Below are 16,121 nucleotides of genomic sequence, written 5' to 3' on the forward strand. Positions count from 1 at the left end.
GGGGCCTGGCCGCCGCCGCCGTCGCAGCTGCTAGCCTTAGTCGATGCCCTGGCTGGTCAGGTAGTCTTCGTAGTTGCCGCGGAAATCGACGATCTCGTTTTCCTTGATCTCGATGATGCGGTTGGCCAGCGAGGAAACGAACTCGCGGTCGTGCGACACGAAGATCAGCGTGCCGGCGTATTTTTCCAGCGCCACGTTGAGCGACTCGATCGATTCCATGTCCATGTGGTTGGTCGGCTCGTCGAGCAACAGCACGTTGTGGCGGCCCAGCATCAGCTTGCCGTACATCATGCGGCCCTTCTCGCCGCCGGACAAGACCTTGACCGATTTCTTCACCTCGTCGCCGCCGAACAGCAGGCGGCCCAGGATGGAGCGCACGGCCTGGTCGTCGTCGCCTTCTTTGGTCCACTGGCCGATCCAGTCGGTCAGGATGGCGCCGTCGGCGAACTCCTCGGTCGGATCCTGCGGCATGTAGCCGACGTTGGCGTTCTCGGCCCACTTGACGCGGCCCTGGTCCGGCTGCAGCTTGGCGACGTCGCCGGCGATGCAGCGCAGCATGGTGGTCTTGCCGGCGCCGTTGGCGCCGATGATGGCGATGCGCTCGCCGGCCTCGACCATGATGCTGAAGTTCTTGAACAGCTGGCGGTCGTAGGCTTTCGAGATGTTCTCGACCTCGACGGCCAGGCGGTGCAACTTCTTCTCGCCTTCGAAGCGGACGAAGGGATAGGCGCGCGACGAGGGCTTGATGTCGTCGACCTTGATCTTCTCGATCTGCTTGGCGCGCGAGGTCGCCTGGCGGGCCTTGGACTTGTTGGCGGCGAAGCGGCGCACGAAGTCCTGCAGCTCGGCGACCTTTTCCTTGGCCTTGGCGTTGTTCGACAGCAGCTGGTTGCGCGCCTGGGTCGACGCGAACATGTACTCGTCGTAGTTGCCCGGGTAGATCTTCAAGGTGCCGTAATCCATGTCGGCGACGTGGGTGCAGACCTGGTTGAGGAAGTGGCGATCATGCGAAATGATGATCATGGTGGAGTTGCGCTCGTTGAGCACGTCTTCCAGCCAGCGAATCGTGTTGATGTCCAGATTGTTGGTCGGCTCGTCGAGCAGCAGGATGTCCGGATTCGAGAACAGCGCCTGGGCCAGCAGCACGCGCAGCTTCCAGCCCGGCGAGACGTTGCTCATCGGACCCTGGTGCAGGTCGATGGCCACGCCGGCGCCCAGCAACAGCTCGCCGGCGCGCGATTCGGCCGTGTAACCGTCGTACTCGGCCACTTTGCCCTCCAGGTCGGCGGCGGCCATGTAGTCGTCGTCGGTCGCCTCGGGATTGGCGTAGATGGCGTCGCGCTGCTGCATCGCCGCCCACATCTCGGTGTGGCCCATCATCACCACGTCGAGCACGCGCATCTCTTCGAAGGCGAACTGGTCCTGGCGCAACTTGCCCAGACGCTCGTTGGTGTCCAACATCACGTTGCCGCCCGACGGATCCAGATCGCCACCGAGGATCTTCATGAAGGTGGACTTGCCGCAGCCGTTGGCGCCGATCAGGCCGTAACGGTTGCCATCGCCGAACTTGACGGAGATGTTTTCGAACAGCGGCTTGGCGCCGAACTGCATGGTGATGTTGGCTGTAGATAGCATCTTAGGTGTGTACTTTACTGAATAAAATCATGCTGTTAAGCGGAAAGGCGACATTATACAGCACCGCCCACCCCGCCATAGGGGAATCAGGGGCGCAGCAGCAGCCGTTCGACGGCGGCGATCTGTGCTTCAGTATAGGCTTGTTGCTGCGGATCGCGGGTCAACAACTCGCCCATCGCCCAGGCATAGGTCATCCGGGCGCGCAGCGCCGCCTCGTCCGGCACCAAACCTTGGGCCACCAGCAAGTCCGCCAGAAAGCCCAGGCGCCGCTCGTGCACGCGGCGCAGCACGCCGGCCAGCTCGGGCAGGCGCGCCTCCAGATTGTGGATGGCCTCGTACAGGCGCACGTCGAGCTCGCCGACCTTGCGCAGCAAAAAGCGCAATTTCTCCGCCGCGCCGCCGGCGCACTGCTCCACGGCGAGGATGACCTGCTCGGTGGCGCGCGCCTCCCAGCGCTCCACCACCGCCAGCATGAAGGCGCCGGCGCTGTCGAAGTGCCAGTAGAAGCTGCCCCGACTGACGCCCAGCCGCTTGCACAGCGGCTCGGCCTTCAAACCTTGCGGTCCCTCGTCGCGCAGCACGGTCAGGCCGAAGTCGAGCCAGTCCTCGCGCGACAGACGTTGTTTCCCGGCAGGGAACTGGGCATGCATGGCGACTCCAAAGACGAGGAAGGGATCCGGGCCGGGAATTATAGCCGATGCCTTAGGTGTTGCAAGCCAGGCAAGTAGCACGTATAGTAAACCATACATACCGTATGGAATGCTCTTCGGTATGCCGATGTCGGCACCGCGCCGGCCCGTTTCAAGATCCACAATGGAGAAGAAGTCTATGTTCGCACGCGTCACCCACGTCCGGGCCAAGCCCGGCAAGCTCGATGAAGTTGTCGCCCTGTATCAGGAGGCCGTCATTCCCCTGCTGGAGCAACAGGACGGCTTCCACAGCACCTTCCTGCTGACCGACCCGGCCAGCGGCAAGGGCATGTCGATCACCTTGTGGGACTCGGACGCCGCCCGCCTAGCCGGCGACAGCAACGGTTTCCTGCTGCAACAGGTGATGAAGGTGGCGCCCATGCTGGCGGCGGCGCCGATTCCGGAGGGCTATATCGCCCTGGGCGCGGTCTAAGACTTCAATTGTTGCACGCGGCACACGAGACCGGCCGGGCTGGGCGCGCGCCGTCTCAGTCCTCCATGCAGGCGTCGATCATGTGGTCGTCGAAGCGTCGGTGCTTGGGCAGGCGCCGGTCGAACTGTCGCGCGGTCTGGTGGTTGGCCTGCTCGACCAGCAGCAGCGCGCTTTTCAGCGTGTCGCTCATGCATTTGGCGGCGGCCGTCATCGCCTCCATCGGCGAATTGGGTTTGGCCGCCAGACGGCGCCGGTGCTCGTTGCGCAGTTCGGTGGCGGTCCGCCATTGCTGATCGGCGGGCCGCTGCACCCATAAATCGCGCCAGGCGTTGCGGCCTTTGCCGCCGACCTCCAAGGCCATTTGGTGGGGCGACACGCGGTAGCCCCGGAAGAACAGCTCGTCCCCACGCACGCTGGCGTATTCCCAGGCGCCTTGGTAGAACATGCGCACTTGGCTGCCGTGCGGCAAGAACAGGCATTTCCATTGATAGCCGCGCGGCGGCTCGCTGGCTTTCTGCTGCGTGTCCATCCACAGCTTGAGCGCGTGCACCACCGCCTCGGTCGGCGACAACGTGCTGCCACACTGGCGCAAAAAATTTCCCAACTCCGCGAGCGCGGCGTTGGGGACGGCCGTACAGACCTCTCGCTCTTCCATGCTTTTTCTCCTGTCGGATTTGTCTCTTTTCGCCTCTTCCTGTCTGTTAGACTGGGCGGGCGCCGCCGAGTTCAAAAAAGACGAAAAGAGACAGGAAGAGTAGGGCAAAAGAGTACGAAAGAGCGAGAGGTCCAGAACGAACACCGGCAGCACCTATTCGGCGGCGGCGTCATGATTTTCTCAGCGAAATTTTGGCGCGGCAAATGGCGCCATTTTCCCGCACGCCGCGATGGCATTTCCGTTGACGCGGCGACGCCCACGCCCTCCTGTTGCTGTCAGCCCGCTGACTACTGCCGCATCCAGTCGCGCAGCTCGTAGTACCAGTAGGTGAGCTGGGCGGCCAGCAGGCCGGCCGGGCCGCCGGTACGCGGCAAGCCCCACTGTTCAAACTGCGCCAATGGCGCGCCGTCGCCCAGGATGGCGCGCGCCAGCACCTCGCCCGACAGGGTGGTCGGCGCCACGCCGTGGCCGCCGAAGCCCATGCCGTACCAAATCCCCTCCGGCAGCCGGCCCAGTTGCGGCATCTTGTGGCGGCCGTAGCTCATCATGCCGCTCCAGGCGTAGTCGACCCGCGCGCCGGCCAGTTGCGGATACACCTTCAGCATGTCCTGATACAGCAGGCGCGCCACGTCCGGCGCCGAACGCTCGCGGATGGAAATGCGGCCGCCCCACAGCAGGCGCGTGTCCTTGAGCGGACGGTAATAATCGAAGGCGAAGCGGGTGTCGTAGATCGCCGCCTGGGTCGACAAGGCCGTCGGCAAGCGCCGGCCCAGCGGTTCCGTCATCATCACATAGGTGGCGATCGGCAGGATCGCGGCGGCCAGTTTCGGATAAAGTTTTTCGATGTAGCCGCCGCAACACACCACCACCTCGCGCGCCCTCACCTCGCCATGCGCGGTGCTGACGCGCCAACCGGCGCCGTCACGCTCGATGCGCGTGACGCGGCTATCCTCGCGCACGCGCGCGCCGCCGTCCACCAGCGCGCGCGCCAGGCCCTGGGCATATTTGAGCGGATGAAAATGAAATGCGTTGGCTTCGAACAACGCGCCGAAATAGCGCTCGCTGCGCGCCAGTTCGGCGAAATCGACGCGACCCACATGCTGCCACTCGACGCCCAGCCGCTCGGCCATGAAGCGGCGCTGCTGATCCAAAATACGCTGGTCGTCGAACCAGTTGGCCAGATAGATGCCGGCGCTGGTCGCCTCGCAGGCGATGGCGTAGCGCTCGATGCGGCGGCGGATCAACTCCACCGCGTCCAGCGTCAGCCGATACAACTGCGCGCCGGCGGTGGCGCCGGCCGCCGCCAGCAAGCCGCGCTCGCCGAGCGAAAACCCGCCGAAGACAAAGCCGCCGTTGCGCCCGGAGGCGCCGTGCCCCACCGTCCGCGCCTCCAACAGCACGACATTGTTTTCACCGCGCTCCAGCAAGGCGAGCGCGGTGGACAGGCCGGCGAAGCCGCCGCCGATCACGCAGATCGCCGCCTCCTCCTTGCCGGACAGGGCCGCATACCGTTCGCCGCCAGCGGTGGCGCGGTAGTAGCTCTGCTCCGGCAGGGCCTCAGCCATGCGCCAGCGTTGGATAGTCGCTGATGTTCAGGTCGAAGCCCTCGGCGTCCGACAGCAGATGCCCCATGCCGCCATACGGCAGCGTGGCCCGCACCTTGATGTGGCCGAACGGCAGCCCGGTCAACACCGGGATCGGCAGCCGCTCGCGCAAATAGGCCAGCATGGCGTCGAAGTCGTAGCCGTTGTCCGCCGGCGTCAGGCGGTAGTTGGAAATGTCGCCCAACACCAGCGCCTGCTGGCCGTCCAGCGCGCCGGCGTACAGCAGTTGCAGCACCATGCGCTCGATGCGGTAGGGATGCTCGTTGGTGTCCTCGATGAAGACGATGCCGCCCTCGATGGGCGCGAAGTACGGCGTGCCGAGCAGATGCACCAGCATCGACAGATTGCCGCCCCACAGTTTGCCGCGCACATCGACCAGCGGGTTGCCGGCCGCCGTGCCACGCACCGTGTGCCGCGGGCCGCGCAGGCAATCCCAGAACTGCTTCAGCGTGTACTCGACCGGCTCCTCGCGGATGAAGTCGTCGCACATCATCGGGCCGGCGAAGCTGATGCGGCCGGTCTCCTTCATCAGGCCCATGTGGAAGGCGGTGAAGTCGCTGTAGCCGACGAACAGCTTGCCGCTGTCGGCCATGGCGCGGAAGTCGATCTGCGGCAGGATGCGGCTGATGCCGTACTGGCCGCGCAGCGCGATGACGATCTGCGCCTGCGGATCGGCGGCGGCGGCGTTCAGCTGCGCCAACCGGCCGGCGTCGCTGCCGGCGAAGCGCTGGAATTTCTGCGCCGGGTCGTAGTAGTTGTGGACCCGGAAGCCCTGCGCCTCAAGGCGGCGGATGCCCATGTCCAGTGCCGCCTGGTCCGCTGCGTAGCCGCCCGGTGCGGCGATGGCGATGCCGATATTGGATGTGCTCAAAATGTCTCGATCAAAGGTGGATGTCCCGGCCTCCGGTTGGCGCCTGCGCCGCCGGAGTTCTGCCCTGCGCCGCCATCTTACCGTGCAGATGGCCGTCGATCAAGGCGAGCAGGCGCTCAATCAGCTGCGGCGGCAGGTCGTGGCCCATGCCCTCGATCACTTGCAGCCGCGCGCCGGCGATGGCATGCGCGGTGTCGACGCCGCAGGCCACCGGCACCAGCGGATCGGCGGCGCCGTGGATCACCAGCACCGGACAGGCGATGCGCCGCAGCAGCGGCGTGCGGTCGCCGTCGGCGACGATGGCCACCATCTGCCGCGCCACGCCGGCCGGATACACGCTGCGGTCGAGCGAGCGCTCGATCAAGGCGCGCAGCTGGCGCTCGGGCGTCGGAAAGGCCGGGCTGCCGATGGCGCGGAACACCGCCGCCATGTGTTCGATCACCTGCTCGCGCCCGGCCGGACTGGCCGGCCGGCGCAGCATCGCCGCGCGCGCCGCGCCGGTCGGTCCGGGCAGGCCGCGCCGGCCGCTGCTCGACATGATCGAGGTCAGGCTCAGCGTGCGCTCGGCGTAACGGGCGGCGAAGATTTGCGCGATCATGCCGCCCATCGAGGCGCCGATCACGTGCGCCCGCGCCACGCCGAGGGCGTCGAGCAGGCCGCGCGCGTCCTGCGCCATGTCGGCCAAGGTGTAGGCCGGCCGCTGCGGCCAGCCGACCAGGTTTTTCAAGTAGGCCAGCGGCAGATTGGGCGGCTTGAACTGGTCGAACTTGCTCGACAAGCCGCTGTCGCGGTTGTCGAAGCGGATCACGAAGCAGCCCTGTTCGACCAGGCCGTCGACAAAGTCGTCCGGCCACGAGGTCAGCTGCATCCCCAAGCCCATAATCAGCAGCACCGGCGTACCGCGTGGATCGCCACTGGTCTCGTAGACGATGCGGATGCCGTTTGCCTGCACACTTGCCATAGCGGCGCTCCTCAAAATAGATGGGCGAGCATACCATTTTTGCCGCCTGTGCGGCGGCCGGCGGGCGCCACCACGCACCTGGCGATTCAGCCGCGGCAGCCCGGCGAACTCGCCTCGTTGTCGTGCTTGGGCGTGGCGTCGGCAGCGGCGCCGGCGACGCCGGCGACACCACCAAGCGCGGCGGCACCAGTGTTTGCGGCGGCATTGGCGCGCCGGCGCGCCTCGGCGGCGGCGGTGCGGCGCGCCGCGAAGAAGCGCTTCAGCATGGCGCCGCATTCGTCGGCCAGCACGCCGCCGACGGCCACGGCGTGGTGGTTGAGCTGGCTCGGCTCGAACAGGTTGAGCACCGAGCCGCACACGCCGGTCTTCGGGTCGCTGGCGCCAAACACCACCCGCGTCAGGCGCGCATGCATCATCGCGCCCGAGCACATCAGGCAGGGTTCCAAGGTCACATACAACTCGCAACCGGGCAGCCGGTAGTTGCCCAGCACCTCGGCGGCGGCGCGCAGCGCGACGATCTCGGCGTGCGCCGTCGGGTCGTGCTTGTCGATCGGCTGGTTGTAGCCGCGCGCGATGACCACGCCGTCCTTGACCACCACCGCGCCGACCGGCACCTCGCCCAAGTCGCAGGCGTGCTGCGCCTGCTCCAGCGCTTCGCGCATGAAGGCCTGCTCCTGCGCCGTGGGCTGGTAAGTGGCTTGGCAAGTGGCCGGCGTAATGGCCGCGGCAATGAGCGGGCAAGCCGGCGCCGCGCCTGGCGCTGCGGGCGCCGCCAGGTCCAGCGGCGCCACGGTGGCCGGTAGCGGTAGCTGCACCGGCACCGGCACCGGCTCAGCGTCGGCGCGGCCGTCCATCTCAGGCATCGGTGATCTCTGCCCAGCAGTTCGGCGTCTCGTGCAGCACCAGCTTATGCAGATGCAGGCCGGTGCCGAAACGGTCCTTGTAGGCCGCCTTGAGGATGTCGAAGGCGATCTGCGCCAGGTTCTCCACCGTCGGAATGCGGTCGATGGTGACGGTCTTGTGGCCCGGCAGCGTGGCCAGGAAGTCGCGCACCACGGCGTCCTTCTCGTAGACCAGGAAGGCGTGGTCCCACACGTCGACCAGGTGTTCCTTGGCCAGCGCCTTGATGTCGGAGAAGTCCATGATCATGCCGTTGTCGGAGTTGCCCTCGACCGAGATGACCTGGCCGGTCAGGGTGATCTCCAGCGTGTAGCGGTGGCCGTGCAGGTTGCGGCACTGGCTCTTGTGGTCGGGGATCCGGTGGCCGGCGTCGAATTCTAGCTTGCGTGTGATGGTCAGCATGGTTAAGGTATTTGTAAAAGTTTATGGGTTTGCAGGCTCAATTTCCAGGTCGGATTGCGCTTGCAGGTCTCGATCGCCAGGGTGGTGTTGAACGCGGCCAGCGGCCCGTCCATCGGCTGCACGAAGAAATTATCGAACTGCAATCCCTCGTAGGCCGCCAGATCCTGCCCCGTCTGCGGGATCACGACCTTGAGTTCGTTGCCCTTGTGGACCACCAGGGTGGCGCCCATCTTCGGGCTGACGCAGATCCAGTCGACCCCGGCCGGCACCGGCAGGGTGCCGTTGGTCTCGATGGCGATCTCGAAGCCGGCCGCGTGCATCGCCGCGATCAGCGCCGCGTCGAGCTGCAGCAGCGGCTCGCCGCCGGTGAACACCACGTATTTGTTGGCCGGATAGGCGGCCGGCCACAGGCCGTCGATGCGCGCCGCCAGCGCGGCGGCGGTGGCGAACTTGCCGCCGCCGTCGCCGTCGCTGCCGACGAAGTCGGTGTCGCAGAACCGGCAGACGGCGCTGGCGCGGTCGCTCTCGCGGCCGGTCCACAGATTGCAGCCGGAAAAACGGCAGAACACGGCCGGCCGCCCGGCATGGGCGCCCTCGCCCTGCAGCGTGTAGAAACTCTCTTTGATGCTATAAGTCACGGTGATTCCTGGTAGCGGGTCGGCCTGGGCAAGCAGGCAAAACCCGATTGACAACCCTCTATTATATGCCGTGCCGGCCGGCGGCAGGGAATCGGCGCATTTTCACCACAGCGGGGGCCGCCAAATGGCGGCCAGACCGGCCGGTTTGACATTGCGCAATGCTGCCAAAAAGCAATCACGTTATGGTCACACAGTGGACGGCGCCCCGTCCCGCGCTCACATCGGGAGATGCCATCATGACAGACACAGCGCACTCGGCAGTTTTGGCGCGCGCCATCGCCCTCCTCGCCGCCTGCGGCGCCGCCGCCCACGCCGCCACGCCGCTGCCCGAGCAGCTCGACGCGCCGCAGGCGCTCGGCGAGCTGCTGCTGATCTGCGCCACCGCCCTGCTGTTCGTCGCCATGGCCATGCTGTGGCGCCACCGCCACCAAGCCGCCACGTTGGCGGCGCTGCGCGCCAAGCTGGCCCACGAGCTGCACTGCCGCACCATCGCCGAGCAGGCCCTGCACGCCGCCCACAACCAGCAATGGCAGCGCGCCGCCCTGCCCGAGTGCATCAAGGAGAGCGAACGGCAGCGTATCGCCCACGACATCCACGACGACCTCGGCCAGAACCTGCTGACGCTCAAGCTGGAGGTCTCCGCGCTGCGCCAGGCCAACGCCGGCCAGGCCGCGCTGGCGCCGCAGCTGCAACGCATCGAACAGCACCTGGAGCTGAGCATCCAGTCGATGCGCGCCATCATCAACGAACTCAGCCCCGTCGGCCTGGAGGCCGGCCTGGCGACGGCGCTGCGGCACCAGGTGGACGAATTCAGCCGGCTGAGCGGCATCGACTGCCAACTGCAGGCCGACCAGGCGGCGCTCGACGCCGTGCCCGACGACAAGGTCGACGCCATGCTTTACCGCATCCTGCAGGAATCGCTGTCGAACATCGTGCGCCACGCCCGCGCCACCCAGGTGCACATCGCGCTGTGCCGCCAGGCGCGCAGCCTGACCATGACGGTCAGCGACAACGGCATCGGCATGCCCGGCGCGCCGGCGCGTGGACTGCTGGGCATCCAGCGCCGCATCACCCAGGCCGGCGGCCAGTTCAACATCGCCAGCCAGCCCGGCCAGGGCACCGCGCTGTCGCTGTCGCTGCCGCTGGCCGAAGTCGGCGCGCACTGATACGCCGCGGTGGCGAAGCCTTGCGACACCTCAAGTCTGGGCAAGGCGGTCGACAGCACAATTTGTTCTGGCCCGCCAACTTTGTTCCCCCCGCCCACAGTCCGGGCGCCGGCGGCCGCCCACCACAAGGATTGAGAATGAACAACAGACAGCAGGTCCAGCCCACGACCCCGTTCGCGCCGGCCGACTCGCAGCACGGTTTCGCCCTGAGGCTGATGGAGCTGCTGGTGGTGCCCACCTTCGTGATCGACACCGACTGCCGCGTGCTGATCTGGAACCGCGCCTGCGAGCGCCTGACCGGCGTCGCCGCCGCCGAGGTGCTCGGCACCAGCGAACACTGGCGCAGCTTCTACCAGGAACAGCGCCCCACCCTGGCCGACTTGGTGGCGCAGGGCCGCACCGGCGAGATCCACACCATGTACGACCACCAGGCCCACCGCAGCGAGGGCGGCGACAACCTGTGCGCCGAGAACTGGTGCGACATGCCACGGGCGGGGCGGCGGCGCTATCTGGCGGTCGACGCCAGCCCGATCTGCGGCGCCGACGGCCAGCTGATGGCCGTCGTCGAAACGCTGCGCGACATGACCGACGAGAAGAACGCCCAGGCGGCGCTACAACAGTTGGCCACGCGCGACGGCCTGACCGGCCTGGCCAACCGGCGCTGCTTCGACGACACCCTGCTGGCCGAATGGCAGCGCGCCACCCGCCAGCGGCAACCGCTGTCGCTGCTGATGGTCGACGTCGACAACTTCAAGCAGTACAACGACGCCTACGGCCACCTCGGCGGCGACCAGTGCCTACAACGCATCGCCAACGCCGTCGCCGGCGAGATGCGCGCCAACGATTTGGTGGCGCGCTACGGCGGCGAGGAGTTCGCCGTGATCCTGCCCAACCAGTCGCTGAAGGGCGCCGCCATCGTCGCCGAACGGATCCGCCAACGCGTCGAACAGCTGCACCTGCCCAACCTGGGCAGCGCGCAACACGTGGTGACGGTGAGCATAGGCGCGGCCACCGCGCTGGCGGCGCCCGACACCGAGCCCTGCCTGCTGGTGGCCACCGCCGACGCCGCCCTCTACCGCGCCAAGCACATGGGCCGCAACCGCATCAGCCTGCCCGTCAGCGAAGCGGTCTAAAGCGCCACATCAGGCGCCCCAGGGCACGTAGTTGAGCGCCTCGGGCATCACGCCGACCAGCGAAGCGACGTACTCGGCCGACTCGGAGAAGTTCACCAGCAGCGCCTCGCGCGACACGCCGATGGCCAGCGCGTGCACCTGCCAGGCCAGGCCGGCGGGGTCGGGCGCGCGGTTCAGCACGTGCTGGTACAACTGGGTCACAAAGGCCTCGTCGCCCAGGTTGCCGCCATAGCGGGTTTGGAACTCCGGGCTGTTGATGAAACCCAGCGCCACCGAGGTCAGCGGCATGCCGGCGTCGAGCTTGGCGATCCAGAAGCCCAGTCCGACCTCGTCCGGCGCCCGCGCCAACGCCGCGCCGTACAGCCGGTAGGCCTGGCCGGCGTGGCCGTCGGCGTCGAGCGCCAGGGCGGCGTCGGCGAAGCGCAGCCGCTCGACGCCGCTCAGCGTGTCGACACCGCCGTCGCCGACGTTGTCGCCCACGACGAAACCGCCGGCGCCGCGCGCCACCGAGAAGTTGGCCCGCGGACCGGCGTAGACCAGCGTATCGATGCCGGCGCCGCCGTCGACCACCTCGGCCCCGGCGCCGGCCCGCAGGAGGTCGTTGCCGGCGCCACCGACGAGCGCATTGCCGAAGGCGTCGATCTGCAGGGTGAAATCGTCGACGATGCCGCCGACGCCGTTGTCGGCCACCACGCGCAACGCCAGCACGCCGGCGTCGCCGCTCGCCGGCTTGCCGGAAAACACGCCGGTGGCCGCGTCGAAGCCCAGCCAGGCCGGCAGCGCGCCGCCGCCGACCTGGCTGGCGCTCAGGTGCACCGGCTGGCCGTCGCTCTGCGTGTAGCCGACGGCGGCCAGGTCGAGCTTGAAGCCGTAGCCGATCTGCACGCGCTGGTCGGCGATGGGCGCCGCCTGCTGCGGCAGGTCGCCCAGGTTGACGCTGCGGTCGGCGAAGCGCAGTTGCTCGATGCCGACCAGGCGGTCGTTGCCCTCGCCCAGCACGCGCCACACCCCGCCCGCGTCGAACAGCAGGTAGGCCGCCATGGCCTTGCCGAACACCACGCTGTCGCGCCCGGCGCCGCCGTCGATGACGTCGTCGCCGCCGCCCTGGTAGAAGGTGTCGCCGCCGGCGCCGCCGGTCAGCGTGTCGCCGGCGTCGTTGGCGTAGATCAGCGCGCCGCCCGAGCCGGCCAGCGCCTTCTCGATCACCACGTTGTAGGCGATCGAGATGTTGCCGTAATCATATCCGCTGGAGCTGAAGTGGCCGGCGCGCAGGTCGATCGTCACGTAGTCGCGGCAGGCCGAGAAGTCGAAGGTGTCGACCCCGCCCGCATCCCAGACGCATTGCAGCGCGCTGCTGTCGTCGAAGCGGTAGACGTCGGCGCCGGCGTGGTAGGTGGTGTTGGCGCCGTACAGGTATTGGATCGCCTGGATGTCGTACAGCATCGGCGTGACATTGTACTGGCCGCTCATCTCGTGTCCGCTGCCGTCCGAATAGGCCATCAAGGTGTAGTCGGTGTTGTCGAACGCGCCGGGCAGGTACGGTCCGCCGATGCTGCTGCCGGTCGAATTGTAGTTGCCCGGGTGCTTCAGCCCCAGCGTGTGTCCCAGCTCGTGCAGCAGCACGGTCGGGCCGTAGCTGCCCGGCGTGAACACCGCGTTGTAACGGTCGGCGTTGTTGGTGTACAGGGTGACCGGGCCGTGGCCGTTCGGCAGGTAGGCGTAGCCGCCGCTGGTCTTGCCCTGGTCGTTGGTGCCGATCTGTATATCGCCGAGCAACCAGGTCTTTTCGGTAAACGTGATGTTGGCCACCGCCGCCCATTGCGCCAGCGCGTCGCGCACCGCCGCCTGTTGCCCGGTCGACATGGCGACGAAACCGGCGCGGTCGCCCGCGCTGGCGTCGTAGGGCGCGTACTGCATGAAGCTATAACCCAGCGAGACCGGCGTGTGGGCCTGCTGGTTCCAACTGCTGTAGACCAGCGCATCGATCGCGTTGTTGCCGGTAGTTAAACTCATCATGCTTTCCCAGGAGAAATAGTTACTTTGGGGATAATAACACACGTTCCGCCCTGTTCTTTCTGGGCGGAATATTCTATTCTGGCGGCCGACTCGCCCGCGTCGACGGGCGGGCACTTCCCAACAAAGGAGCAAGCGTGTCAACTTTCATCCGTATCTGCGCCCTGGCGCTGGCCGTACCCGGCCTGGCCCATGCCGCGCCGGCCGAACCGGCCGCCGCCCCGGCCGACCTGCTGCCCTTCAAGGCCAGCGAAACCACCCTGCCCAACGGCCTGCGGGTGATCGTCGTGCCGACCGGCTTCCCCAACCTGGTGTCGGTGCAGATCCCGGTGCAGACCGGCTCGCGCAACGAGGTCGAAGCGGGCAAGTCCGGCTTCGCCCATTTCTTCGAACACATGATGTTCCGCGGCACCAAGGACTATCCGCCCGAGAAGTACCAGGCCATCATCACCAAAGCCGGCGCGCGGCAGAACGCCTACACCAGCGACGACCTGACCAACTACTACACCACCTTCGCCAAGCAGGACCTGGAAACCGTGCTCAAGGTCGAGGCCGACCGCTTCCAACACCTGTCCTACGGCGAGGACGCCTTCAAGACCGAATCGCGCGCCGTGCTCGGCGAATACAATAAGAATAGCGCAAATCCACAGTCGAAGCTGTTCGAAGTGATGCGCGACGCCGCCTTTGAGAAGCACACTTACAAGCACACCACCATGGGCTTCATCAAAGACATCGAGGATATGCCCAACCAGTACGCCTATTCCAAGGTGTTCTTCGACCGCTGGTACCGCCCCGAACGCACCACCATCATCATCGCCGGCGACGTCGAGCCGGCCCGGGCCGTCGCCCTGGTGCGCAAGTACTGGAGCAAATGGCGGCGCGGCACGGCCCAGGCGCCGGTGCCGGCCGAACCGCCGGCCAAGGGCGCGCTGTACCGGCACGTGCCATGGCCGACGCCGACCCTGCCGCTGCTGTCGGTGTCCTTCCACGCCCCGGCCTTCTCCACCAAGGCCAAGGACCAGGCCGCGCTGAGCCTGCTGTTGTCGCTCTCCTTCGGCCGCACCTCGCCGCTCTACAAACGCCTGGTGCAGGACGAGCAAAAAGTCGACCAGCTGTACGACTACACGCCGGGCCGGGTCGACCCGACCCTGGCCACCATCGGCGCCCGCGTCAAGAAGATCGACGACACCGTCTACGTCCGCGACGCCATCCTGCGCACCGTCGCCCAGCTGCGCAGCACCCCGGTCGGCGAGCAGAACCTGGCCGACGCCAAGTCGGCGCTGAAATACGGCCTCGTCCGTTCGCTCGACAACACCGAACAGATCGCCGGCACCCTGGCCTCCTTCGTCCACTACCAGCGCGCCTACGGCACCATCAACCAATACTACCGCCTGATGGACAGCCTGACCCCGGCCGACCTGCTGGCCGCCGCGCGCACCTACCTGGTCGACGACGGCATGCTGGTCGCCACCCTGTCGCACGACGCCATGCCGGCCGCCATCGCCGCCCCGCCCAAGCTGGCCGAGCTGGCGCCGCCGTCGGCGCCCGCCGATTTCCCGCTGCTGGTGCAGCAATCGGCGCTGCCGCAGATCCGCTACAAGCTGCTGTTCTCGGCCGGCTCGGCGCATGATCCGGCCGGCAAGGAGGGCCTGGCCGCGCTGACCGCCGCCATGGTCGGCTCGGCCGGCTCGAGCGAACGCAAGATCGACGAGGTCGCCAAGGCCCTGTTCCCCATCGCCGGCAGCTTCAGCGAGCAGGTCGACAAGGAAATGACCACCTTCACCGCCAACATCCACAAGGACAACTGGAAGCGCTTCAACGCCATCGCCCTGCCGCTGCTGTTGGCGCCCGGCTTCCGCGAGGAGGACTTCCGCCGCCTCAAGGACGCGCAGAAGAACGCCCTGCAGCTGGACCTGAAGGACAACAACGAGGAAGAGTTCGGCAAGGAGCGCCTGCAGGCCAACGTCTACGCCGGCAGCGGCTACGGCCACCCCGTGCTGGGCACGCTGAAAGGCATCGACGCCATCACCCTCGACGACGTCAAGGCCTTCTGGAAGAGCGCCTACACCCGGGGCGCGCTGCGGGCCGGCATCTCCGGCGACGTCAGCGCGGCCATGGGCGCCGAGCTGAAGCAGGCGCTGGCCGCGCTGCCGGCCGGCGCCGGCCTGCCGAGCACAGCCGTGCCGGTCGGCAAGGCCGCCAAGGGCCTGCAGATCGAGATCATCGAAAAGCAGACCCGCGCCACCGCCATCTCCTTCGGCCTGCCGCTCAGCGTCACCCGCACCCACCCGGACTTCCCGGCCCTGTGGCTGGCCAAGACCTGGCTCGGCGAGCACCGCGCCTCCAGCGCCTATTTGTACCAGCGCATCCGCGAACTGCGCGGCATGAACTACGGCGACTACGCCTACATCGAAGCCTTCCCGCGCGGCATGTACCAGTTCTTCCCCAACCCCAACCTGGGCCGCAAGGCGCAGCTGTTCGAGGTGTGGATCCGTCCGGTGGCGCCTGAAAACGGCCACTTCGCGCTGCGCGTCGCGCTCACCGAGCTCGACAAGCTGATCGCCCAGGGCCTGAACCAGGAGCAATTCGAGGCCACCCGCGACTACCTGATGAAAAACGTCTTCGTGATGACGGCGACCCAGGACCAGCAACTCGGCTACGCCCTCGACGCCCAGTGGTACGGCACGCCCGAGTTCACCAGCCTGATGCGCGACGGCCTGGCGCGCCTGACGGTGGCCGACGTCAACGCGGCGATCCGCAAGCACCTGTCGGCGCGGGACCTGTCGGTGGTCATCATCACCAAGGACGCCGCCGGCCTGAAGGACAAGCTGGTGTCGGACGCCTTCTCGCCCATCAAGTACGACGGCAACAAGCCGAAGGAACTGCTCGACGAGGACCAGCTGATCGGCGCGCGCAAGCTCAACATCGCACCCGAGGCGGTCACCATCACCCCGGCCGCCAAGGCCTTCGCCGAGTAAGCCAGGTCAAGATGGCGCCAAGTTAAGCAAGCCCACAAGCGCA

Annotated in this window: 14 protein-coding genes; 4 read left to right on the plus strand and 10 right to left on the minus strand. The window is 67.2% G+C overall.

The features are described from left to right. Nucleotides 1–36 precede the first annotated feature (36 nt). Both H7U20_RS11765 and H7U20_RS11770 read right to left on the minus strand, forming a co-directional pair. Nucleotides 37–1,635 (minus strand): ABC-F family ATPase, encoded by a 1,599-nt coding sequence (locus H7U20_RS11765; RefSeq protein WP_199759338.1) that lies wholly within the window; start codon nt 1,633–1,635, stop codon nt 37–39. 86 nt (nt 1,636–1,721) lie between these two features. After that, nucleotides 1,722–2,285: a TetR/AcrR family transcriptional regulator gene (locus H7U20_RS11770; RefSeq protein WP_199759339.1), complete on the minus strand. Its 564-nt coding sequence runs from the start codon at nt 2,283–2,285 to the stop codon at nt 1,722–1,724. A 178-nt stretch (nt 2,286–2,463) separates the two neighbouring features. On the opposite strand from H7U20_RS11770, the gene H7U20_RS11775 reads away from it, so the two are divergent. Beyond that, nucleotides 2,464–2,757 carry an antibiotic biosynthesis monooxygenase family protein gene (locus H7U20_RS11775; RefSeq protein ID WP_199759340.1) on the plus strand — a complete coding sequence of 98 codons (294 nt, stop codon included), beginning with the start codon at nt 2,464–2,466 and terminating at the stop codon, nt 2,755–2,757. 55 nt (nt 2,758–2,812) lie between these two features. On the opposite strand, the gene H7U20_RS11780 is transcribed toward H7U20_RS11775, so the two are convergent. The 7 genes from H7U20_RS11780 to queE all read right to left on the minus strand — a co-directional run bounded on the left by H7U20_RS11780 (nt 2,813) and on the right by queE (nt 8,788). Beyond that, entirely contained in the window at nt 2,813–3,412 is a 600-nt protein-coding gene (locus H7U20_RS11780) for a hypothetical protein (RefSeq protein ID WP_199759341.1), read from the minus strand. A 287-nt stretch (nt 3,413–3,699) separates the two neighbouring features. Further along, nucleotides 3,700–4,977, minus strand: a complete 1,278-nt coding sequence (locus tag H7U20_RS11785; protein ID WP_199759342.1) for an NAD(P)/FAD-dependent oxidoreductase — start codon at nt 4,975–4,977, stop codon at nt 3,700–3,702. Further along, nucleotides 4,970–5,887: a muramoyltetrapeptide carboxypeptidase gene (gene ldcA, locus H7U20_RS11790; RefSeq protein ID WP_199759343.1), complete on the minus strand. Its 918-nt coding sequence runs from the start codon at nt 5,885–5,887 to the stop codon at nt 4,970–4,972. Before ldcA ends, H7U20_RS11785 begins: the two co-directional genes overlap by 8 nt. A gap of 10 nt (nt 5,888–5,897) precedes the next feature. Beyond that, a complete protein-coding gene (locus tag H7U20_RS11795) occupies nt 5,898–6,848 on the minus strand; it encodes an alpha/beta fold hydrolase (RefSeq protein WP_199759344.1) in 951 nt (316 codons plus the stop codon). An 86-nt stretch (nt 6,849–6,934) separates the two neighbouring features. Then, complete coding sequence (gene tadA / locus H7U20_RS11800) at nt 6,935–7,663, minus strand: tRNA adenosine(34) deaminase TadA (protein ID WP_370593146.1); 729 nt, start codon at nt 7,661–7,663, stop codon at nt 6,935–6,937. Nucleotides 7,664–7,703: 40 nt separating this feature from the next. Continuing rightward, a complete protein-coding gene (queD, locus tag H7U20_RS11805; protein WP_199759345.1) occupies nt 7,704–8,150 on the minus strand; it encodes a 6-carboxytetrahydropterin synthase QueD in 447 nt (148 codons plus the stop codon). Between the two features lie 2 nt (nt 8,151–8,152). Beyond that, entirely contained in the window at nt 8,153–8,788 is a 636-nt protein-coding gene (gene queE, locus H7U20_RS11810; RefSeq protein WP_199759346.1) for a 7-carboxy-7-deazaguanine synthase, read from the minus strand. A 236-nt stretch (nt 8,789–9,024) separates the two neighbouring features. On the opposite strand from queE, the gene H7U20_RS11815 reads away from it, so the two are divergent. Together H7U20_RS11815 and H7U20_RS11820 are read left to right on the plus strand one after the other, a co-directional pair. After that, a complete protein-coding gene (locus H7U20_RS11815; RefSeq protein WP_199759347.1) occupies nt 9,025–9,954 on the plus strand; it encodes a sensor histidine kinase in 930 nt (309 codons plus the stop codon). A gap of 137 nt (nt 9,955–10,091) precedes the next feature. Further along, nucleotides 10,092–11,087 carry a sensor domain-containing diguanylate cyclase gene (locus H7U20_RS11820; RefSeq protein ID WP_199759348.1) on the plus strand — a complete coding sequence of 332 codons (996 nt, stop codon included), beginning with the start codon at nt 10,092–10,094 and terminating at the stop codon, nt 11,085–11,087. Between the two features lie 9 nt (nt 11,088–11,096). Here H7U20_RS11820 and H7U20_RS11825 read toward each other — a convergent pair whose 3' ends face one another. After that, nucleotides 11,097–13,100 (minus strand): DUF4214 domain-containing protein, encoded by a 2,004-nt coding sequence (locus H7U20_RS11825; protein WP_233410692.1) that lies wholly within the window; start codon nt 13,098–13,100, stop codon nt 11,097–11,099. Between the two features lie 137 nt (nt 13,101–13,237). On the opposite strand from H7U20_RS11825, the gene H7U20_RS11830 reads away from it, so the two are divergent. Further along, complete coding sequence (locus H7U20_RS11830) at nt 13,238–16,078, plus strand: M16 family metallopeptidase (protein ID WP_199759350.1); 2,841 nt, start codon at nt 13,238–13,240, stop codon at nt 16,076–16,078. Nucleotides 16,079–16,121 lie beyond the last annotated feature (43 nt).

Origin of the sequence: Rugamonas violacea, assembly GCF_016461825.1 — a bacterium.
Classification (GTDB): domain Bacteria; phylum Pseudomonadota; class Gammaproteobacteria; order Burkholderiales; family Burkholderiaceae_D; genus Rugamonas.